The organism is Vibrio mytili, assembly GCF_000830505.1.
In the GTDB taxonomy this organism is placed as follows: domain Bacteria; phylum Pseudomonadota; class Gammaproteobacteria; order Enterobacterales; family Vibrionaceae; genus Vibrio; species Vibrio mytili.
Window position 1 is genome coordinate 16,160 of sequence record NZ_JXOK01000004.1, and the last position, 22,912, is coordinate 39,071.

Below are 22,912 nucleotides of genomic sequence, written 5' to 3' on the forward strand. Positions count from 1 at the left end.
TTGATTATTTGACACTAAACGGCACGTGTTAGTCATTTTTTGGGAGTATCCATGCAGTCTGATATTGAAATTTGTCGAAACACCCAGTTATCTTCCATTGAACGTATCGCCAAGCAAGCGGGTTTACTGCCTGATGAATATGATACTCATGGTAAACATAAAGCTAAAGTTAACCCCAAGTGCCTTCAACGACTTCGTGATAATAAAGATGGCAAATTGGTGCTCGTCACTGCGATCACCCCAACTCCGCTTGGTGAAGGCAAAACGGTAACGACCATTGGATTAGCTCAGGGACTGGCGAAACTCAACCAACAAGTCATGGCATGTATTAGGCAACCCTCAATGGGACCTGTTTTCGGTATCAAAGGAGGCGCTGCAGGCGGTGGCTATTCACAAGTCGCGCCAATGGAAGAGCTTAACCTACATTTGACCGGTGATATTCATGCCGTCACAGCTGCGCATAACTTAGCATCAGCCGCACTGGACGCCCGTTTATACCACGAGCAACGCGAAGGATATGACGTATTCGAAGCTCGCACTGGCCTCAAAGCTTTGAAGATTGATACCAACCGTATTACGTGGAAAAGAGTCATGGATCATAATGATCGAGCGTTACGTTTGGTCAAAATCGGGCTCAATGAGCCTGGTAAAACCATAAACGGTTACGAGCGAAATGAAGGGTTTGACATCTCCGCAGCCTCAGAATTAATGGCGATACTAGCACTCGCCAAAGACTTAAAAGATCTTAGACTGCGTATAGGAAAAATCGTCGTCGCTTATGACTTAGAAGGGCACCCTGTTACGACAGAAGACTTGCAAGTTGCTGGTGCAATGACGGTGACCCTGAAAGAAGCCATTGCACCGACCTTGATGCAAACGCTTGAAGGTGTCCCTACCCTCATTCATGCAGGTCCATTCGCCAATATCGCGCATGGTAACTCGTCAATCATCGCAGATGAGATAGCATTAAAACTGTCCAGTTACACGGTGACTGAAGCAGGTTTTGGCTCGGATATGGGGTTTGAGAAAGCGTGTAACATCAAAGCGGCCGCCTCTAAGAACGCCCCAGATTGCGTGGTAATTGTCGCTACTCTCAGAGGCTTAAAGGCCAATTCAGGCCATTATGAATTGCGCCCAGGAACTCCGATTCCCGAGTCAATTTTTGAGACCGATGAGGCTGCTTTACAAGCGGGCTTTGAGAACTTGAAATGGCACATTAAAAACGTTAAAAAATATGGTATTCCCGTTGTTGTCGCACTAAATCAGTTCCCTCAAGACTGTGAAACAGAACTGGCACAACTGAAGCAGCTTGTTCATGAGTTTGATCCACAGGTCAGCGTCGCGATTAGTACCGCTTTCTCACAAGGTGGTGAAGGCACCATTGACCTTGCCCAACTTGTGGTCAACGCATGCGAGCAGCCAACCGCTTTTAGACCGCTCTATCAATCGGATCAAACTCTCAAAGAAAAGTTAATGGCAGTATGCGAAACTGGATATGGCGCATCTCAAGTGGACATGAGCGACCTTGCTAAGCAGCAGCTCTCTCAATTTGAGCGTTTAGGTTTTAATCACCTAGCGGTATGTATTGCCAAAACGCCACTGTCCATCACTACCGACGCCACTGTTAAAGGTGCACCAACCGGCTTCTCGGTACCCATTAGGGAGTTGCGTTTATGTGCAGGCGCAGGATTCGTCTATGCTCTTTCAGGCAATGTCATGACCATGCCTGGCTTGCCGGACAAACCTGCATTTATGAACCTCGACATCGACGAAGACGGCCATATAATCGGGCTTTCGTAACGATTCAGTCTTTCAAATCGAATCATGTATGGGAGCACATACGAGCTCCCTCTATCTCCTTGATGCCACACCACTTTACATTGTAAATCACCAAATTAGAACAGACTTACCCGCACACCCCGCTATGGTGCAATGCTTAATTCAATTTTCACTAATATGGTGCAAACAATAACATTGTTACGACTAAAACCATTGATTTAAGTAAGGTAATTTCTATGGCCCGATTCTTGTACTAAAGTTGATGATAGAACATAAATACACCATAACGTGCTATTCAAAACTTTATTTTTCGTCAACCAACTCCCCTTGGTTAGTATTGTTTTTAGGCTCGTACAATAGGGAAAGAGAAAACTATGCAAGACGCACTCGCTGTAATTTTAGCTGGAGGTGTGGGCTCCAGACTTAGCCCACTCACCGATGACAGAGCCAAACCTGCGGTTCCATTTGGCGGTAAATACCGCATCATCGACTTCACGCTAACCAACTGCCTTAACTCAGGTCTCAGAAAAATCCTCGTCTTAACACAATATAAATCCCACTCACTTCAAAAACACCTAAGAGATGGTTGGTCGATATTTAATCCAGAACTGGGTGAATACATTACCGCTGTTCCTCCACAAATGCGCAAAGGTGGTGCATGGTACGAAGGTACAGCCGATGCGATTTACCACAATATGTGGTTGTTGTCCCGTAATGATGCAAAATACGTTGTGGTTCTATCTGGTGATCACATCTACCGCATGGACTACGCCGCGATGCTTGAAGAGCATAAAGAAAAAGGGGCAAAATTGACCGTAGCGTGTATGGATGTACCTGTTGAAGAAGCGTCTGCATTTGGTGTAATGGGAACGGATGAAAATGGGTTAGTGAATTCTTTTATCGAAAAGCCAGATTGCCCCCCTACTTTACCCGAAGACAAAACAAAGAGCTTAGTATCGATGGGCATCTACATCTTTGATATGGATGTGCTCCAAGAAGTACTCGAACAAGACGCCAAAATAGAAACGTCGAGCCATGACTTTGGCAAAGATATTATCCCGAGGTTAATCGACAGTGAATCGGTCTATGCTTACCAGTTTTGTGGCAGCAAAGGACGTGTAGACAAAGATTGCTACTGGCGGGATGTCGGTACGATAGATTCATTCTACGAAGCAAACATGGACTTGCTTGAACCCGTTCCCCCAATGAACCTATACCAATCAAACTGGGCCATTCGTACCTATGAACCTCAATTCCCACCAGCCAGAACCGTTTCTTCCGCAACAGGGAACGAAGGGATCTTTATAAACTCTATCATTGCGAATGGTGTGGTTAACTCCGGTGGCTCGGTCCAACACTCAATTATTGCGTGTAATGTGCGCATACACGATAGCGCGACGGTGATGAATAGTATTCTGTTTGATGATGTTGAAGTCGGTGAAGGTTGCCAATTGGAAAATTGCATTATCGATAAACACGTACGAATTCCACCCAACACTCAAATCGGTGTCAATAAAGTGGAAGACGCAAAGCGATTCCGTATATCTGAAAAAGGCATTGTCGTTATTCCAGAAAGCTACGAGTTCTAGTTATTACCCGCGTATATTCTGGCGTCGCGAGCAAATGACAATATGAAAAAAGCGCACGATTCACATCGTGCGCTTTTGGTCTATATCTAGTTTACAAATTAAAGGTTACATACGGTTGACCAACTACCGTCGCTACCTGGCTCAGATGAAGTCCACCAGTTTGCTTTGTAAACCACACCATTGTGAATGACTTGGTCACCTTGATTTGCATGACTTGGATTACCCGCCCAGTCTGTTTGTGGGAAGTCTGGGTAAGTCACGAGTCCACTTGCGTCACAAGTACCTGGCTCTGTTGAACCACCGTCACCTGTTCCAGCCCCTGCGCTCAGTTCACCAATTGGAAGATCTGGCTGCTCAAACTTGAACGCAAACTCTTTACCACCAGAGATCACGGTGTAGTTTGCTGGACCAGAAATTGGTAGGTAGTAAACCATATCTAGTTCATAGGTACCGCCCGCTGGTAACTCTTTCCATGCCGGTAGTGAGAAAGACACACGATGCATCACGCCGTCCAAACCACCAATGTTATCTCCACGTGTATGACCCGATGAAATCACACTCAAGCCACCACCAGACTGGTCTTTTGCGTTATCCGGAGCAGATACAGGAATATCAAACTGGAATTCTGTACCGCCAGGAATTGCTTGGCCAGTATTGTTGGTAAAGGTAATTTTCGGATTAATTGGGTAGTTTTGGTCACCAACTTTAAAACCACCAACACTTACAGCGATGTCTACCGCTTCCGTTGGGATCGCACCAGTTGCAACTGTATTTCCATAAGGCGTTGCAGACTTAAATTTGTCGTAAATGGCCTTGGTCATCGTGTTACCCATGTGGTACTCACCATTACCAGCCGCACACGCTTGTTCGGTCGCATCAACCGTCGTACGGTTACCATTCTCATCTAGTACGTAACAGTTATAGTCACCAGCTAGTTCCCAGAACATGATGCCACCGATCTCTTTGTCGATAACGTAGTCCGCTTTCACTTCGATCGATGCTTTATCTTCGGTAGACAGGAAGACACTCTTCTCTGCGTTCCATAACCATGGAGCAACCGCAACATCATCGTAGTGACGAGTGTACGTACCAACAAGTTGGTCAGACGGATCATTAACCGGATCTAAGCCATACGCTTGCGCATAAGAACCCCAAATGCCTTTCTCTAGGTTCTTAGCATGCCACATTGGGTTAGAGCCTGCGCCCATTTCGTTGCCTGCTGGGTCTAGATCGTGCCACATATTGTCGATACCCATTGCACCGTGACCACAGTTATTACTCTCTCCTTCACCCGTACCAGCGGCACACTCAGACTGATTTGGAAGTGCTGCGCGTCCCCACAGACCATTTTCACCGCCTGTTACGCCTTGCCAACCACGAGTGTAATATGGAACACCAATGTTAATACGACCTGCTGGCATTGAGCCGCGGAAGTAATGATATGCCCAGTCTGTATTCAAGTAGCCGATACCACCGTAAGCAGCTGTACCGTACACATTCCACTGCGCTAGCTCAGAGTCTTTACCTGTGTCGAACAATGCTGCGTTGTGACCAACGTGATCGTTCCAAGCACCGTGAAGGTCATACGACATGATATTGACATAGTCTAAGTACTTGGTGACATCAAATGTTTCCATACCACGCAGTAAGTAGCCAGATGACGGAGCAGCAATGGTAAGCATGTAGTGAATACCATCTTGAGCCGACGCTACATCAAGCTTCTCACGTAATACTTTCATTAACTCTTGGTAAGACGCCCATAGGTATTGACGACGAGGTTCCATAAAATCTGAGTCATATGGGTTACCTGCACCTGCCATTGAAGTTGGGTATTCGTAGTCAATATCCAAACCATCGAATTTATAGGTACGCATCATTTCAACAGCAGACGCTGCGAACTTTTCTATGCCAGCATGGTTAATCGAACCATCGGCATTGGTTGTCATCGTATAGAAGCCGCCATCAGCAACACGGTTGCCATTTGTATCGAAATGACCGCCAGTCTCTGCCCAACCGCCGATAGAGATAAGCGTCTTAACATCGTGTTTCTGTTTGTAAGTGGCTAGCGCACCAAAGTGACCTTTAAAGCCCAAAGCAGGATCGACATCTACGCCCGGCCAAGTTTTACCCGTTGCAGGGTTGTTTGGATCGTTGACATCACCAACATTCACTTTACCGTCAGAACCAATGCTAACAAATGCGTAATTGATGTGCGTAAGTTGTTCCCAAGGAATATCTTTTACAAGGTAAGTGGCTTGTGGATCATCGCCACTGCGCCAACTCGTGAAGTAACCAATCACACGACGTGGATGGTCAGCACCCATTTTCTCACGACCTTCTTCGTCGTAAACGGTACAGTAAGGGACGTCGACACTAGGTGTTTGATATAAGCCGTCAGGGCGACAGTTAGACGCAACCTCACCACCACTTACCGTCAGTGTAACCAGTGAAGAGTCTGTCGTCGCACCTGCATCATCCGTTGCTTTTGCATATACAGCAAGAGAGCCCGCTTGAGAAGGCGTAACATCTAAAGAGTAAGGCGCGCTTGTTGCTGTTCCGGCTAAAGAACCCGCTACGTAAAAGTCCACTTTCTCGACTGTACCATCAACGTCAGCGGCGTTTGCCGTTAGCGTAACCGTACCTCCGAGTTCCACAGAAGAAGCAGAAAGCGTAACGTCGACTGTCGGAGCTTCATTACCTGGCTGAGAAGTGCCAACGGTTAAAGAGACAACACTTGCCGTACTCACTGCACCAACATCATCATAAGCAATGGTCGAGAAGACATGCTGACCTTCAGTAGCCGTCCATGATGCAGTGTAAGGAGCGGAAGTTGACTGACCAACTACAACACCATCAACGAGGAACTCAACGTTGCTAACCGTACCGTCTGAATCGCCCGCATCTGCCGCTAGCGTAACAATATCGCCCGCTGAAATGGTTGCTGATGCCGAAGGGGACGTGAGTGTTACCGTCGGCGCTTCATTTTGCGGTGGTATAACAGGATCTGTGCTATCACAAGCACCTAGATTTTCCCATTCTCCCCACTGACCAGACTGTGAAGGGTTATTATTTTGAGTCCAGTAACGCGCCTTATATGCGTTACCTTCGTGCTCAACTTGGGCGCCACCGGTGTAGACTTTCGATGAATCCCACGTTTCCAAAGGGGCGCAGTCAACAGCAGCGTAGCTGTTAAAGGCCATAAGACAAGATGCAGTCAGTGTACTTAGCGTAAAGACACTTTTTACTGCTTTCCCGTTTTTAAGGTGCATAATTGCTCTTCCTTAAGTTATTGTTAAAACAATAATAAGCACGTCTATAAGGACGTGCTTACACTTTTATTTCGACGTAAAATAACTTAAGTACAAGTTGAAAGTTTCACACTCCCCACTTGTTCGTTTTCAATAGCACCTCTCAAGAATCCACTACATAGTTGCAATAAAAATCTTAATAAATGGCACCAATCGCTAATTTTACAGAGCGAATAAATAACTCCGTCGCAAATTAATAAAACTTACAAAAAAAGTAACCATTCTTGAATGTATATCACTAACCTTTTGTTGACCTTGGGGTTTGGTTAAAATGTCGCTTGTACTCCCGACTAAACTGTGATGGGCTACTGTACCCGACCAAACGAGCGGCGTCATTCACGCGACGTCCTTCGATCTGGATCAACTCACGAGCTTTATTCAGTCTTACTTTTTTAATGTACTGCAGAGGAGATTCGAGTGTGACATTACGAAAAGCATGATGAAATGCAGAAACGCTCATATTCGCTTCTTCGGCGAGCATCTGCACATTAAGCTGTTCATGATATCCCTCGTGCACTCGCGAAAGCGCTTTTGCCACCCTTGCGTATGATCCTTCCTGACGGGCTAGTTCAAACAACACATAGCCTTCCTTGCTAACCAGCGTTCGATAGACAATTTCCTCAAGAATCAAATCGCCTAACATAGCGACATCCAAGTCATTGCAGAGTGCGTTCATCAACCGTTTACAGACGTCAAGCATACCCTCGCTCATGCTTACCGATTTCAGTCCACATAAAGAATCTGAGCAGGTGTTACTAAACTTTTGCTCATCTAACTTTTGAACCAGTTTATGTAATAAAGCAGGAGCGATATCAATGGTTATCCCTAACAAGGGCTTATCTTCGTTGGCAATTGCCTCACACTCTAATGGCATTGGCACTCCAACGACAAGGTATTCTTCAGGCCCGTACTTCACTGGAGTCGTCCCGATATGGATGTTTTTATGCCCCTGCCCCAGAATGATGATCCCTGACTGATAAACAAAAGGCTGACGGTGATTTCCCTTGCTACTGCGATAAAACCATACGCCCTCGACGGCCGTTTTTTGAATACCTTCTAAATTATGCAAAGCGTGTTTTTCGACATATTGCTGCATGTGTTCGGCAAGTGAACTCATCCTATCTACTCCATAATGACCATAACGTCAGCTTCTTCGAACCATTGATATACTATACTTTCGTTTCCACTAAGATTCATAGCAAACTTTGTTAATTTTTGTAGAAATAGGCAAGTTATTTGCAGAATTACACCTACCGAAGCGACTAAACAAGTATTAATATGCATATAAGAAATTTCCTCATAAAAGAAATAAGGGGTCTGTAATGAACTTTTCATACGTTAATCCAACCAAAATTTACTTTGGTCAAAATCAAATTTCTTCAATCAAAGAAGCCATTCCAGCTGACCAAAAAGTATTGGTGATCTACGGTGGTGGCTCGATTAAAAAGAATGGTGTCTATGACGACGTAGCGAGCGCGTTAGAAGGCCGTGATTGGTTAGAGTTTTCTGGTGTTGAACCAAATCCAACCAAAGAAACCTTAGATAAGGCAGTTAAAATCGTAAAAGAGCAGAATGTCGATTTTATCCTTGCAGTAGGCGGCGGTTCAGTGATTGATGGTTCAAAGTATGTCGCTGCGGCCTCCAAATACGACGGTGATGGTTGGGATATAATGACAGGTAAGCATTCTGTCTCAGAAGCAACGCCATTGGCTGCTATTTTGACACTACCAGCAACTGGTTCTGAGTCTAATATGGGCGCAGTAATCACCAAAGCAGAAACGCAGGACAAACTCCCGTTCATGTCTCCTGCCGTACAGCCAAAGTTTGCTGTTCTTGACCCTGACGTCATGAAAACACTGCCAGAACGTCAACTAATCAATGGTATTGTCGATGCATGGGTTCACGTTTGTGAGCAGTACTTGACACTACCAACAGGAGCGATGGTACAAGACGGCTATGCAGAAACCCTGTTGAAAACGCTAAAAGCACTGGGTGATCAATTTGCTGATCGTGATAATGACATGTGGCGTGCGAACCTTATGTGGTCAGCGAACCAGGCCTTAAACGGCTTAATCGGTAGCGGTGTACCTCAAGACTGGGCTACTCATATGCTTGGCCACGAATTAACTGCGCTTTGGGGTGTTGACCATGCGCGTTCACTTGCCATCATCCAGCCGTCTCTTCTTCGTAACCAAATGCAATATAAACGCGCGAAACTGGAGCAAATGGGACGTAATGTCTTTGCTCTTGAAGCTGGAGACGACCTAGCCGAACGTACTGTGCAGGCAATTGAAGCTTTCTACCACCAATTGAATGTAGCAACCCAGCTTGAAAACTACGGTGAGGATCGTGAACAGGCAATCAATGCAGTGATCGGGCAATTAGACAAACACGGTATGAAGGTTCTGGGTGAAAACCAAGCTATCGATCTTGCGGTTAGCCGTGAAATTCTTGAGCTTGCTGTCGCCTAAACTATTCCATTAAATAAAACGATATCCGCAAAATAAATTTAAATCCGACTCGTAAGTTACGTCAGCGGATAAACGAAGTTAAATTTGCGGTATCCCCGCTGAAACGCGCATGTTCGTTTCAGCGGGGTGTGTTGGTTCGTAGGTAAGTCAACGGTGAGAATAGCCAGTTTTTCTAGAGCAAAAATCATTAACAAAGACAGTGAGCCAAGCGACTTCCCATTGGGGAACGTTCATCGAGACTTATAATCCCCTTTCTCAATGCCATGCTTTTTCATTCTTAGATACAGTTTTTTACGCGGAATTTGTAGATGATTTGCAGCGTCCGTTACTCGCCCTGAATGTAAAAAAAGCGCATCCTCAATCAACTGCTTTTCAAAATCGTCAACGAGTTCATCAAGTGGTAACTGGATGTCATTCTGTGAGTAAATTCGCTCTTTACCAGTCAGTTTTACAATACCGATAGCATAGAGCTCAGCAATATTTCTCAATTCACGAATATTGCCAGGCCACGGGTAATTCCGTAATAACGTGAGATAGCTAGAATCGACACTGGGCAGTGTTTTGCCAAGCTTTTTACAACTTAACTTCAGAAAGTAATGGAAGATTGTCACAATATCATCAGGACGTTGGCGCAAAGGAGGTACGTGTATTACGCCTTGGTTAAGTAAGTAGTAAAGTTCGGGTAGTAACTGATGCTTAGTGATGTATTCTTCTGGTTCAGAGTCAAAGATAGTGATAACTCGGAGGTTCTTTTTGCCATTACGTTCACGAGCCAGAAGTAACTGGGCCAAATGTCGTTGCCCCTCTTCCGGTAGCTCAGGTAAATTTTCGAGTACAAGTACACAAGACTCGTCAATATTCGTGGCTTCATCAATACACGCTGTCGCTGTCGCTTGACTGAGTGAAAGAGAGTTTAATTGCATCTCCTTACTTTGAGACATCATGTCTTTGACCAGTTTCGCAGCACTATGGCGCCCAGTCCCAGACTCTCCGTAGATAACAATATGAGTATCTAAAAGCGCATACTGAGCCACCAGCTTACGGATTTGATCCATGTGTGCGGATTTGCCTATCAATGAGCGTGAAATCGACTTTTCTGCTTGAGATTGCAGTTCGATTTGGCTATTACGAAGATCTAACTGCTGTTTAACGAGCGTAAGCAATTCCGCAGGATTAATTGGCTTTTCAAGAAATTCACACGCGCCTTTCTTCACCGCATCCACAGCCATTGGAATATCACCGTGTCCCGTAATGACAATCACCGGAATACGTTCATCGACATTTTTTATCATCCGAAGCAGTTCCAGACCATGCATTTGTGGCATATACATATCGAGAATCACCACACCAGCCCACTCTGGAGAAATATACCGTAACGCTTGTGTTGGATCGTTAATGGCTTTTGACTTTATTAATGAGATATCCATTAAATGTGAGTACGAGTCTAATACGTCCTGATCATCATCCACCAATAAGACAGAGTATAAGTTATTGCTCATTCGGTAACTCCAACACAACCATTGCACCTTTATCTAATGAGGAAGCCAGGTAGATACTTCCGTTATGCTTTTCTATTAATGACTTACAAATATTCATACCCAAACCGAGCCCTACTTCTTTTGTTGAGACAAAAGGCTGGAAAATACGCTGAACGATCGCTTGTCCGAAACCAGAGCCGTTGTCACTGATGGCAATCATCGAAGATTGACTTGATTGATCCAGTAACAATATTTGGATTCGTTTTTGCTCACCTCTTGTGACCTCCATCAACGCGTCACAACTGTTTACCAATACATTGATGAAAATTTGTTCTAGCGCCAGCGTGTCTCCCATGACCATCACGTCATTTGGTAAGTGATTTTCAATGACAATTTGCTGTCGCTTCGCCCGAGTATTCACAATCGTCATTGCTTGCTCGGCCACTTCATGAATGCATACACGCTCCGCTGTCTTTTCACCATCAGGCTTGCGTGCAAACTGGCGTAAGCTGTTTATGATTTTACTCATCCTTGCCGCCAGCCCTTCTATGTGAGTGAGCGATTCTTCTACCTTTTCCGGTGACTTCTGCTCTAGGAACATACGCGCACTGTAAAAATAAGTCGACATTGCATTTAACGGCTGGTTAAGCTCATGAGCCAAGCTCGTCATTGTTTGACCGACTACCGCCATTTTTGCGGCTTGAATGAGTTCATCCTGCGTCTTCTTCAGGTTCTCTTCCGTCCGGATCCGTTCCTCTATTTCAGTTTCAAGTAACTGGTTTTTAAGCACTAAATCTTGAGTTTTTTCCAGAACACGACTTTCTAAGGTTCGGGTGGTGATCTCTTGGTGAGTAATATCCGTGATGGTCATGATCAACTTATAATCCGCACCGTGTGCGAAAGGTCTGATGTCAAAACGCACGTATTTTGGCTTTTCACCACCGAGCGCCAAAGTAACATTAACTTTGCCGAGTTTTAGCCATAAATGTGAACCATCAAAGACCTTTCTTAATTGCTCACGACAACTTTCCGGAAAATATTCCCAAATCGGGTAGTTTTCTGCCACATCACCCAGCTTTAAGAGTTTACGCGCGCTTAAGTTGGCAGACTCAACCACCCCATGAACATCGGTCGTGATCAAACTCGCTGTCGTATTATTAATTAAACTCAGCGCGTTGGTACGCTGTATCTCCTGAACTTTTTCACCATATTCAATCAGCTTTTCACTCAATCGACCAATCTCGTCATTTCCATCGACCACCACGGGATGGCTCATATCGTTTTCAATGATGGCATCAATGCTGTCCCCTAAGCTAATCAGACGCGCGACAATACGACGATTGATAAAGTAGTAGGTCAAAAACATACTGGTCAGAATAGACAGGCTAAAGCAGACGATCAGAACATGGTTACCGTAAGATACACGCTCGGTCGTTTCACTTTTTACGTGTTTAAATGTTTTGTCGGCTTTGAAGACCAGCTCGCCAATCTGCTCATAGATTGCATCCACTCTGGTAGAGATCTGCGTTTGCATACGCTGCATATCACCATTTAAGGTCACCAAAGACATCAATTGTTCATTGAATGCACCATCAGGGCTAAGAACCATCACAAGCTCTTGCAATAACTGCTCATAAGCAATCGAAGTCGGCTGATTGAGCAATGTCACGCTACTTTCCTGAAGATCCATCAAGCGAAAGTGAATCACTTTCATACCGTTATCAACTTGTTCAGGTATCGAAGCCGCTGCAATGTCAATCGCCAGGTCGTAGACTGCTGATTCAATGTCGATCACTCGTTGCAAAGTGCTGAGTTGAGCAAGAAGTTGCTGGATTTCTTTAGAGTCATTCACCCGCTCAATTTGCCAATAGACTTCTTGACGTACTGGTTTAAGCTCAGAACGAATGTCTTGGTGCAACCAATCAATTTGTTCCATTAACTGGTCCACTCGGCGCGTTTGATTAATTTTGGTAGAAATGAGCTCAACGTACCTTGCTAATAAAGACGTGAGGCCAGCGTCCGATTCCAATAAATCAAAAAACTCTGAGCTCATATTACTGCTTTTCAGGACACGAGACATCTCGCTAAGCTGCTCATTAATCAGCATCGCTTGCTCAGTGAGTTGTACTTTATTATCTACTGCCTCTAGTGCCTCTACTCTTCGCTTTATCTCACTCGTTTTACTCTCAAGAAAGTAGCTCGCATTATATTTTGGGACACTGTCTTCCAACAGTATACGTACTTGATTATCCAAACTATTCCATGTTGTCCAAGCAACGACGCACACAACGGTGAGTAGCAATGTACTGCAAGCAAAAGCAGCGATTAGGCGAGCTCCGATCGTTTTATATTTCGGGTATATCACTATTTGTCTTTCCCTCTCCACTCCGCCAGTTGCCTTTCGATATCGAGTAACTTATCCGACATTGCTCTTCCCAAGTCGTGTGAAAACTCAGCAAGAAGGGCCTGATGATGTGTCAGCCCTACTTCCGAGTCTTTATCCAACGTTGCTAGCTTGCGAGCAATCTGCATGACTTGAGCTTCGTCGATTGGTAACTCAAACAGGCGTTTCTCTATCGCGTTGAGCTCACGTAATTTATTTGGACTTTCTTCCGCACGTTGCTTCAACTTGATCAATGTCAGCCAAGCGTCCTGCAATTCCGGAAGACGTTTGGTAATAACCGTATCGAAGATCTGGTTTATCAACACTTCTCTTGGCATCGTCAATGACAGATCAAGCACCGGATTGTCTCCTCCGAATCGAGCGGTATCATTCAATGCGGTTTTTGAAAACGTACTGGCCGCCATTTGTTGTTGCACTTTCCTTGACAGTAAATGAGATATGAAAGACTCAGCAAGTCGATCTCTTTTCCCTCTATTGATTTGTGCAATGTAAGTCGGCATGAGGGTAAAATCCTCATCATAAGCGAACCCAATATAGTTCAAGTTGCGCTGCGTAATGAGAGCGTAACTGTCAATCGTTGGTCCCAAGCCAAACTTTCCTTTGGCAATATGATCTGCGACCCCAAAGCTGCGCGAAGAAATCGTCGCTAGGTTTGCACCGACATTCAGCAAGATGCGCCATCCTTCTTGCCAGCCATATCGATTAAGTACACTTTCGACCATCAGTTGTGTCGTCCCAGAACGACTTGGCGTGCTCATCGTGACATGACCAAAATAAACTGGATTGGTGAGATCTTTAAACCGCTGAGGTTTAGGTAGAGCGTTTGCAGTTAAATAATCATTGTTCCACACGACCCCAGCACCGGAGTAGCCAAACGCAACGACATGTTCTTTATTTGGTAATAAATAGGGCGATAACCATTCTGGTACTTTAATCCGTGATGGGATATCCGCCAGTCGATTCTGTTCCGAAAGTTCCTGCATCACAAACGGAGAGGAACTCAAGACTAAATCGATATCCTGTATATAGCTCTTAGTCAGCAGTTGTAGGCTTGACTGAGTTCGCCGATGGATCACTCTCACTTCGGCATCAGGGTAATGCTGCGTAAAGTCGTCGACCAGCGCTGTGATTGGTGCTTGTGAAAACGTTGTGAGTATCACCAATTCATTATCAGCTGCTAACGTGAACGGTGTATTGAGGGCTACGCCAAAAATAAACAAGCGCGCTAAATTACGAATACTAACCATCAAAATAACCAAAACCTTAAAAAATGTGCGTCAACTCATATCTACGAAAGATCATGTAAAAATACTGTCTTGCCTTGTTGGGTCATAATTGACGCACCAGATTCATGACCCTGCTAATTCTATCAGTAAGCCACATCACACTTATGTGCCAGTTTCCCGTTTTTGACTCATGAGAAAAAGCAATATGTGTCAATTACGTCCCAAATCCACGCTTTTGTACTGATCGTTCTATCACCCCAAGATGGCCCTGCAACAAAACATTTGTGATTAAAACTTGGAGTGTAAGATGTTTAACTTCTTTAAAACACGCCCAGATCTCCCGCTTTCGGATGGGTCTAAAGGCGAAATGCAAGCGCGTTTCAAACGCTACCAGTGGCAAGTATTCTTAGGCTTAGTATTTGGTTATGCCGTGTTCTACGTTGTTCGTATGAGCCTCGGTGTCGTCAAGAAGCCGATGTTGGATGCGGGCATCGTAAGCATCGAAGAACTCGGTATCATGGGTTCCGCTTTCTTCTTTACTTATGCGATTGGTAAATTCTCGAACGGCTTCCTTTCTGACTATGCCAACATTGGCCGATTTATGTCGTTCTCCCTATTGCTATCCGGTATTACAGCAGTCTTCATGGGACTCAATACCACAGCGTTCTTCTTCGTTCTACTATGGGGTCTGAACGGTTGGTTCCAATCGGTTGGTTCTGCACCATCTTGTGTATCGTTGTTCCAATGGTTCTCACCAAAACAGCGTGGTAGCCGTTACTCTATCTGGGGTGGTTCGCGTAACATCGGTGAAGGTATCACTTGGATCCTAACGGCGACACTTGTGAGCTATTTTGGTTGGCGAGCAGGCTTCATCGGTGCAGGTATTGCAGCCGTAGCCGCCGCTCTATGTATGTTCTTCGTCTTAAAAGACCGTCCTCAAACATATGGTCTGCCAGATGCGGCTACCGCATTCGATGAAGAGCCGGAAATCAAGAAAAAGAATGATCCGAAAGAAACACGTCGTGCTCAAATGTTCATTCTAAAACAACCTGTTGTTTGGTTAATCGCAGCCGCGTGTGCAGCAATGTACATCTCTCGCTACGCGATGTCGTCTTGGGCCGTACTTTACCTTCAAGAAGCGAAAGGTTACTCACTGATTGATGCTGGTTTTGCCATGTCTACTTACCCAATCGCGGGTCTTGCAGGCGCAATCCTATCAGGAATTATTTCAGACAAACTGTTTAACGCTAACCGCCATATCCCAACGCTGCTTTACGGTATCGCAAACATCGCTGGGATGTGTCTGATGTTCTTTGGCCCTGACAACCGCATTATTGATGCAGTTGCACTAGGTCTGATTGGTTTTGCTATCGGTGGTCTGGTTGTCTTCCTTGCGGGTCTGACAGCTTGTGACTTAATGCCTAAAAACGCAGTAGGCGCAGTAAAAGGCTTCATCGGTTTGTTCTCTTACATTGCCGCATCTGGTCAAGAACTGGCTTCTGCAGCACTGATTAAAATCACTGAGGTAGATGGCGTTACTAAATACGACTTCACGCAAGCCCAGTACTTCTGGTTAGCTGCCAGTGTTGTTTCTCTGCTTCTTGCACTGACCGTTTGGAATGCCAAGAAAGTTGTGGATATCGAACCAGAGCAAAAAGAACTTGAAGTGAGCCCTAGCAACTAATAACTCCTTTGCGGGAGGTAACCCTCCCGCCTTTTAAATAAAAGTTTTAAGTTCGATGCCATAAGCGTACTGATGAAGTGTCCTTATGAGATTGAAATTCCCCCCTTTATTTATTTTAAGTGTCGAATGAGGTGATAAATGTGTAAAACAAAAATAGTGGCAACCTTAGGGCCAGCAAGCGAAAGCCGCGAAATATTGACTAAGCTGATTCGTGCAGGTGCGAACGTTGTCAGACTCAACTTTTCTCACGGCACAGCAGAAGAGCACATCGCAAGAGCGAATCTTGTTCGTGAAATTGCAACAGAGCTTAATACTCATGTAGGCGTACTGGTCGACTTACAAGGTCCTAAGATTCGTATTTCGTGTTTCGAGCAAGGCGCAGTGTTGCTGAATCAAGGTGACGACTTCACTCTAAGTGGCACTTTAGATGCGTTATCTGGCAATCAAGAAATGGTTGGTCTTGATTACCCTGAGCTGATTAAAGACGTTACCGAAGGTGACACGTTGTTGCTTGATGACGGTCGTATCCAACTCAAAGTGACACAAGTTAACCGTAACGAACAATGGATTAAAACCACGGTGCTGAACAGTGGCAAACTGTCCAACCGCAAAGGTATTAACTTGTTAGGTGGTGGTTTGTCTGCTCCAGCGCTAACAGAAAAAGACATCAATGACATCGACACTGCTGCGAAGCTGAGTGCGGACTTCCTCGCCATCTCCTTCCCTCGCAACGCGAAAGACATTGAGTACGCTCGCACCCTTGCTCAGAAAGCGGGCTGCAATGCAAAAATCGTCGCGAAAGTCGAACGTGCAGAAGTGGTGGCAAGCAAAGAATCGATGGACGATGTTATCCAAGCATCGGACATTATCATGGTTGCACGCGGTGACCTTGGTGTAGAAATCGGTGACGCACGATTACCTGCCGTACAGAAGTCGCTAATCCATCGCTCCAAACACTGGGGTAAGCCTGTGATTACGGCCACACAGATGTTGGAGTCGATGATTGAAAATCCACTTCCAACAAGAGCCGAAGTCCTCGACGTGGCTAACGCTATCATTGATGGTACCGATGCGGTAATGCTATCCGCAGAATCTGCAGCGGGTAAATACCCCATCGAAGCGATAGAAGCGATGGTACGTATTGCAGAAGGCGCTGAACTTGAATTGGAGTGCAATCACAACTGTTGGGATAAATTACAGCACCTGTGCTCCAATCCAGGTAAGAGTTTTGCGTTGTCTTCGATGATTTCTGCATCACGCGTACACCGTGATCTCGGTGTCGCCATTTTAACTCAACATGGTGAAACACCACTATTAATGTCTCGCTGTCAAAGCAAAACCAAAATTTGGGCTTTGAGTGATAACCCGAGCTTGCTCGCTCAAATGACGATATTACGTGGTGTGGAGCTATGTACTTTAAAGCCAAAGAAAAGTGCTGTGACCTTGCTCCACAAATCATCGACTGCTTAAGCAACAAAGCTAACGAAATGAATATCTCGTCAATACTGATGACCCAACTCGATTCTATCGAAGGGATGGGTGACATCAATGCTTGCCGACTACTCAGCTTGAAATCGAGTATAAACGAAGCAAAACGTGCCGAGATAGCTGCGTAGCGCAACCGTATCTTGCTCCCTATTTTCAAGCTAAAACTTGAATTTATCCCTCTCCCCCCAAAACTTGCTCCACAGGGATTTGGCCTGCCGAATGGCAGGTCTTTTTTCTCACTTCCAAAGCAATTTTCTGAATGTGTCCCGACACTTAATGAAATCGTACTCATAAATTGATATGGTTTAAAGACTGTTGTTTTATGTAGAATCCATTGTTGAAGAATCGAATTCCGATCGTCGAATTTCACGACGTAAACAAGTGGTACGGTGAATACCATGCGTTAAAAGACATTAACCTCTCCGTGCATTCCGGAGAAATCGTGGTGGTATGTGGTCCGTCTGGCTCTGGGAAGTCGACACTGATCCGTTGCATCAATGGATTAGAAGCCATTCAAGACGGTCAGTTAAACGCATTTGGATTACCAGCACATACCAGAGAGCGCAAGCCTGGCCAAATTGGTATGGTCTTCCAACACTTCCACCTCTTTCCGCATCTCACCGTTCTAGAGAACCTAACGCTCGCTCCGATCCGAACCCTAAAGCTGTCAAAGCAAGAGGCAACTAAGCGTGCCAGACATTACCTAAAGCGAGTCAATATTGAAGAACAAGCGGATAAGTACCCGATTCAGTTATCGGGTGGTCAACAACAACGGGTCGCCATTGCGCGCTCACTCTGCATGGAGCCCGATCTACTACTATTTGATGAGCCCACCTCGGCACTTGATCCAGAAATGATCAACGAGGTACTTGATGTCATGGTCGAACTTGCCCAAAGCGGCATGACCATGATTTGTGTAACGCATGAGATGGGGTTTGCCAAAAAAGTCGCGCATCGAGTGGTATTTATGGATGAAGGCGAAATTGTTGAAGTGAACTCACCGACAGCATTGTTCGATACGCCGCAACATCCAAGGACTCAAACATTTTTAAACCAAATACTAAGTTATTGATGATTTATCGTGTACTGAAACCTGTCTTACAAGCCGTACTGCAAATCGTGATTCTATTTGCCTTCATCGCTTGGGTACTCAACTCTGGCGCACAGGCTATGGGTTATCAATGGCAATGGGATCGCGTGCCCGACTATCTGTTTTTTTACGAAGATGGGGAATGGTGGTCAGCCGAACTCATTGATGGCTTAATCGTGACACTCAAAATCTCCGCCATCAGTTTATTCTTCACCTTAGTGTTTGGATTGGTGACGGCTCTACTTCGGCTCAGTGATTCTAAAGTGGGGAACGCTATCGGCACGGCTACGTGGAATTGATCCGTAATACTCCATTATTGGTACAAATTTACCTGCTGTATTTTGTCTTTGGACCAGTAATTGGATTAGACCGATTCAGCACCGCTGTTTTGGCCTTATCACTTTTTCAAGGTGCCTATACCGCTGAGATATTTCGCGCGGGCTTAAACAGCATTCCTAGAGGTCAGTTTGAAGCTGCAAAAACACTAGGCCTATCTCCGGTTTATACTTATCAAGATGTCATTTTGCCGCAAGTGTTACAACGTACGCTACCACCACTAACAAACGAAATGGTGTCACTGATTAAAAACTCGTCTATCGTCAGTGTCATGGCGATATTTGATCTCACAACAGAAGGACGCAATATTGTGTCAGAAACGGCCATGCCGTTTGAAATTTGGTTTACCGTGGCAGCAATTTACCTTGCTCTCACGCTCTCATTATCCGGCTTATCTGCTTGGTTGGAATACAAGCTTGGAGCCAGTTGGCGCAAATTATAAGGAGATAACATGAAGTTATTCAAAGCGACCATTACTGCATTACTGGGGCTTGCTATTGCGATGCCATCCATCGCAAACGAGCAAACGGCGACGCCAAATTTGGATAAGATAAAAGAAAGAGGAACGTTACGTGTTGGCATGTCCACCTTTGTTCCTTGGGCAATGCGGAATAAACAAGGCGAATTGATTGGCTTTGAAATTGATGTAGCGAAGCGTTTAGCGCAAGACTCTGGCCTTAAAGTGGAATTTGTACCGACAGCTTGGGATGGCATTATCCCTGCACTTCTGGCCAAAAAGTTTGACGTGATTATCGGGGGGATGTCCATTACACCCGAACGAGCGAAAAGCGTTCTCTTCACCAAGCCATATTCGCACTCAGGCGTACAAGTGGCGGCAAACAAAGCGCTGGCAGAAGGGTTTACAGAGTTTTCCGACTTTAATTCTCGTCGCGTGAATATTGCCGTTCGCCGTGGCGCTTTTACGGTGCAAGTGGCGCGTGAAACATTCCCGAAAGCGAAACTACTTCAATTCGATGATGATGCGCAAGCCTTCCAAGAGGTGTTAAATGGTAATGCTCATGCTGTGATAGCGTCTAGCCCGAAACCTGAACATGAAACGGTAAAACACCCAGATAAATTATTTCTTCCTTTCACCGAGCGTCTTTCTAAGGGGAATGAAGCCTTTGCCGTACGTTTGGGGGAAACCGATAAAGAAGCCTTCTTTAATCAGTGGATTGACGCGCGCACTCAAGATGGCTGGTTAGAAGAACGCTATGAATACTGGTTTTCTACACTAGATTGGCAAGACCAAGTCGCGCAAGGCCAATAATCCAGTAAGGCTCGCAAATAGAGCGAGCCTTTATCTTCTTCTTAATCGATAAAACGGAGTCACCTTTTTGAGCGGAGAAACTCATCATCGCGTTGCCCCAAACAAACCACAGCCGAAATCATACTTGATGCGCTTTAACCGTACCGATTGGGTCCTACTCATCCTTTGTCTGGTGGCGGGCATTTGGCTGTACTACCGTTCTACTATTGGCGTCCACTATATCTGGCGATGGTCCGATGCCTTAGCGCTGCTGTTTACCCCCAGAGCGGACGGAAGCTTCCCCTATTTCTTTCAAGGTTTACTCTCCACCCTTAGACTGAGCTTATGGGGTATCGCTTTTGCATTGGTGTTGGGGTCACTACTTGGGTTAGCGCGTTTTTCAGACTCTAGCTGGTTGCGCGTGCCTGCCAACGCGTTTATTCAATTGGTACGTAACATTCCGCCTTTAGTGTTTGTGTTTATTTTCTATTTTTTCATTTCCAACCAGTTGATTCCTTTACTGGGACTCGACGACCTATTAAGAAATTACCAAGGCGACGTCAATCCAGTACAACAGTTTTTATTCGGCCCCGCCAATCTTTGGGAGAATCTCGCTTCCGGGGTGTTGTGCGTGGGATTACTCTCCTCAGCTTACATCGCAGAAGTGGTACGTGCAGGGTTACAAGGCATCGATCAGGGACAGTGGGAAGCCGCGGATTCGTTGGGGCTCTCACGATGGGTCAAGTATCGGTTTGTCATTGCGCCACAGGTATTACGGGCAATAACGCCCCCATTGGCTGGACAAACCATTTCCTTAGTTAAAGACACCTCCATCGTTTCACTAATTTCAATCCAAGAGATGACCTTTGTCGGTACAGAGATGGCCAATTCGTCAGGTTATATTTTCGAAATCTGGCTAATTGTAGGCTTGGCCTATTTCGTGATTTGTTTCGGACTCTCGCTACTATTCCGCCATATAGAAAAGAAAACTAAGTCTTATTCTTACTAAATAGGTAGTTTACATGGGCAGGTTTTCTCTTTGACCGATAGACCTATAAGACTGATAGTTCCCTAAAGCAGTTATCTAAAATCGAAAGTTAGCTGAAATAGAAGACGATCGAACTCTCAACGATGAACTAAACGAAAGGCAAAAAAAAGCGCCGAACCAAACGTCGACGCTTCGTATTGTCATTTACACATGATTCACATCAGAAGAAATCGATTGAATTACGGCCACTGTTAGGATCACGCGTTGGCTTTGGCTTGTCTTTTGTCGCGTTTTTCTTGCTATTTTTAGCGGGAGCAGATTGAGCTTTACTCGACTTATTCGCGGGCTTTTGCTTCTTAGAAGCATGTGAAGCTTTATTTTTTGGTTTCTGCTGTGCTTTTGGCTTCTGTTTGGCTTCTTTCGCCTCTGGCTCAGTCACAGGCGCATCACATACCACGACATAGTACTCTTGGTTGAATTCAAAAAAGTCACCATCGTACATTTTTCTGCGCTTACGAGTTTCTAGCTCACCATTGACCGCCACATAGCCCTCATCAATGATGTGCTTCGCTTCACCACCGCCGCTCACTAAATTGGCAATTTTAAAAAGTTTGTACAGTTCAATTGGGTGTGAATCGACATCGATACCTATCGCTTCGATTTCAATTTCTTCACCTTCAAACTCGGCGTCTGCTAGGTACGCATCATCGTCGTAATCTTGGGTCATGCTGTATACTCGCTTATCTTGATGATCGGGAGTGTAAACCTTATACCTAAAAATGGAAACCTCTCCGGTTGTTCTTATATACTCGCTAGTAAATAATCCAACGAGTGTTCATTTTGTATCAAGCTGACCGAATCACCTTTGCCACCGCCAATCTATTTAATTTCGTCGCACCACCCGACGCCTATTATGACTTTGAGAACATCTATTCAGTGAAAGACTGGCAAGACAAACTCGCTTGGACACAAAATCAAATCGAAAAGTTGGAACCGGACATTATTGGCTTGCAAGAGGTGTTCAGTATTGACGAAGCAAAAGCATTCTTTATGTCGATCGGCTACCCACATTTTGTCACGGTTGATACCCCACACGTTGAAGGCGACTACATTTACTCTCGCCCCGTGGTGGCGATTGCCTCGCGCTTGCCTCTAGTGAATGTAAAACCAGTCATGTTTGACACACAATCACTCATACCTTTTGGCGTCAAAGAAGAGCCAGAGTTCAGCCGCATCCCAGTATATGCAGAGGCTATCCACCCAACTCTTGGCCATATCGCCATCTATGTGGTGCATTTAAAGTCTCAACGTCCAGCAGACGCGGAAAACAAGGAAGAATCAAGCCCTATCATCGCGCGATGGCTTTCGACTCAGCAGCGAGGTTGGGAAGCGGCTATGCTGCGTGAGACAATGCAAAAACAGTACAGGGTGAACCCTATCCCAACCGTGCTCATGGGCGATATGAACCAACCTGTGGCACCGCTCAGCGTGAACAGCATATTAGTAGAATCATTTAGTGACAGCGTCACTGAATTACAATTGAGAGATGGATGGGATCTACAGATAAATCCTATTTCGCCGATCCGCCCAGCAACGCATTACCATTTTTCCCAAGGCAATGTGCTTGACTACATCTTATTGTCGCAAGAATTTGACGTGCATTCCGATCTGTCCATTGGTGAAGTCGTCGATTATCAAGTGTTTGATGGTCACCTGATCAATCCATCCTTCGACAAAGACAAAAATGCCAGCGATCATGCGTTTGTGGCACTAACGGTCGACATAAAGCTATAACTTCACTACTTTGACAATGATGTCGTTA

The 22,912-nt window shown here is 45.2% G+C and carries 14 protein-coding genes and 2 pseudogenes; 10 read left to right on the top strand and 6 right to left on the bottom strand.

Annotated features, from left to right (window positions below):
• The first annotated feature begins 51 nt into the window (after positions 1 to 51).
• Positions 52 to 1,800, top strand: coding sequence for a formate--tetrahydrofolate ligase (locus SU60_RS00670; RefSeq protein ID WP_041153865.1), 1,749 nt, complete (start codon positions 52 to 54; stop codon positions 1,798 to 1,800).
• A gap of 353 nt (positions 1,801 to 2,153) precedes the next feature.
• Complete coding sequence (glgC, locus tag SU60_RS00675) at positions 2,154 to 3,368, top strand: glucose-1-phosphate adenylyltransferase (RefSeq protein ID WP_041153866.1); 1,215 nt, start codon at positions 2,154 to 2,156, stop codon at positions 3,366 to 3,368.
• A 98-nt stretch (positions 3,369 to 3,466) separates the two neighbouring features.
• Here glgC and SU60_RS00680 read toward each other — a convergent pair whose 3' ends face one another.
• The gene (locus SU60_RS00680) at positions 3,467 to 6,637 is read right to left on the bottom strand and encodes a chitinase C-terminal domain-containing protein (RefSeq protein WP_041153867.1); all 3,171 of its coding nucleotides are present in this window, start codon (positions 6,635 to 6,637) and stop codon (positions 3,467 to 3,469) included.
• 277 nt (positions 6,638 to 6,914) lie between these two features.
• On the bottom strand, positions 6,915 to 7,793 hold the full coding sequence (locus tag SU60_RS00685) for an AraC family transcriptional regulator (RefSeq protein WP_041153868.1): 879 nt from the start codon (positions 7,791 to 7,793) through the stop codon (positions 6,915 to 6,917).
• 205 nt (positions 7,794 to 7,998) lie between these two features.
• On the opposite strand from SU60_RS00685, the gene SU60_RS00695 reads away from it, so the two are divergent.
• Positions 7,999 to 9,147 carry an iron-containing alcohol dehydrogenase gene (locus SU60_RS00695; RefSeq protein ID WP_041153870.1) on the top strand — a complete coding sequence of 383 codons (1,149 nt, stop codon included), beginning with the start codon at positions 7,999 to 8,001 and terminating at the stop codon, positions 9,145 to 9,147.
• A gap of 230 nt (positions 9,148 to 9,377) precedes the next feature.
• Here the strand turns inward: SU60_RS00695 and SU60_RS00700 are convergent, their stop codons facing one another.
• Genes SU60_RS00700 through SU60_RS00710 form a run of 3 tightly spaced genes read right to left on the bottom strand, consistent with a single transcriptional unit; the run spans position 9,378 to position 14,276 of the window.
• The gene (locus SU60_RS00700) at positions 9,378 to 10,646 is read right to left on the bottom strand and encodes a sigma-54-dependent transcriptional regulator (protein ID WP_041153871.1); all 1,269 of its coding nucleotides are present in this window, start codon (positions 10,644 to 10,646) and stop codon (positions 9,378 to 9,380) included.
• Positions 10,636 to 12,990, bottom strand: a complete 2,355-nt coding sequence (locus SU60_RS00705) for an ATP-binding protein (protein ID WP_041153872.1) — start codon at positions 12,988 to 12,990, stop codon at positions 10,636 to 10,638. The genes SU60_RS00700 and SU60_RS00705 overlap by 11 nt, the downstream gene beginning before the upstream one ends.
• Positions 12,990 to 14,276: an ABC transporter substrate-binding protein gene (locus SU60_RS00710; protein ID WP_041153873.1), complete on the bottom strand. Its 1,287-nt coding sequence runs from the start codon at positions 14,274 to 14,276 to the stop codon at positions 12,990 to 12,992. The genes SU60_RS00705 and SU60_RS00710 overlap by 1 nt, the downstream gene beginning before the upstream one ends.
• A 286-nt stretch (positions 14,277 to 14,562) precedes the next feature.
• On the opposite strand from SU60_RS00710, the gene SU60_RS00715 reads away from it, so the two are divergent.
• The 6 genes and pseudogenes from SU60_RS00715 (at position 14,563) to SU60_RS00740 (ending at position 21,111) form a co-directional block, all read left to right on the top strand.
• Positions 14,563 to 15,939: an MFS transporter gene (locus tag SU60_RS00715; RefSeq protein WP_041153874.1), complete on the top strand. Its 1,377-nt coding sequence runs from the start codon at positions 14,563 to 14,565 to the stop codon at positions 15,937 to 15,939.
• A gap of 138 nt (positions 15,940 to 16,077) precedes the next feature.
• Positions 16,078 to 17,555: pseudogene (gene pyk, locus SU60_RS00720) on the top strand (pyruvate kinase).
• 209 nt (positions 17,556 to 17,764) lie between these two features.
• On the top strand, positions 17,765 to 18,499 hold the full coding sequence (locus SU60_RS00725) for an amino acid ABC transporter ATP-binding protein (protein WP_041153875.1): 735 nt from the start codon (positions 17,765 to 17,767) through the stop codon (positions 18,497 to 18,499).
• A pseudogene (locus SU60_RS00730) lies at positions 18,499 to 19,295 on the top strand (amino acid ABC transporter permease). The gene SU60_RS00725 and the pseudogene SU60_RS00730 overlap by 1 nt, the downstream one beginning before the upstream one ends.
• A gap of 9 nt (positions 19,296 to 19,304) precedes the next feature.
• The gene (locus SU60_RS00735; RefSeq protein ID WP_041153876.1) at positions 19,305 to 20,123 is read left to right on the top strand and encodes a transporter substrate-binding domain-containing protein; all 819 of its coding nucleotides are present in this window, start codon (positions 19,305 to 19,307) and stop codon (positions 20,121 to 20,123) included.
• A gap of 67 nt (positions 20,124 to 20,190) precedes the next feature.
• Entirely contained in the window at positions 20,191 to 21,111 is a 921-nt protein-coding gene (locus SU60_RS00740; RefSeq protein WP_041153877.1) for an amino acid ABC transporter permease, read from the top strand.
• A gap of 199 nt (positions 21,112 to 21,310) precedes the next feature.
• On the opposite strand, the gene SU60_RS00745 is transcribed toward SU60_RS00740, so the two are convergent.
• Positions 21,311 to 21,817 (bottom strand): RNA-binding S4 domain-containing protein, encoded by a 507-nt coding sequence (locus tag SU60_RS00745; RefSeq protein ID WP_041153878.1) that lies wholly within the window; start codon positions 21,815 to 21,817, stop codon positions 21,311 to 21,313.
• Positions 21,818 to 21,930: 113 nt separating this feature from the next.
• Between SU60_RS00745 and SU60_RS00750 the strand changes: the two genes are divergently transcribed.
• Positions 21,931 to 22,884, top strand: a complete 954-nt coding sequence (locus tag SU60_RS00750) for an endonuclease/exonuclease/phosphatase family protein (protein WP_041153879.1) — start codon at positions 21,931 to 21,933, stop codon at positions 22,882 to 22,884.
• Positions 22,885 to 22,912 lie beyond the last annotated feature (28 nt).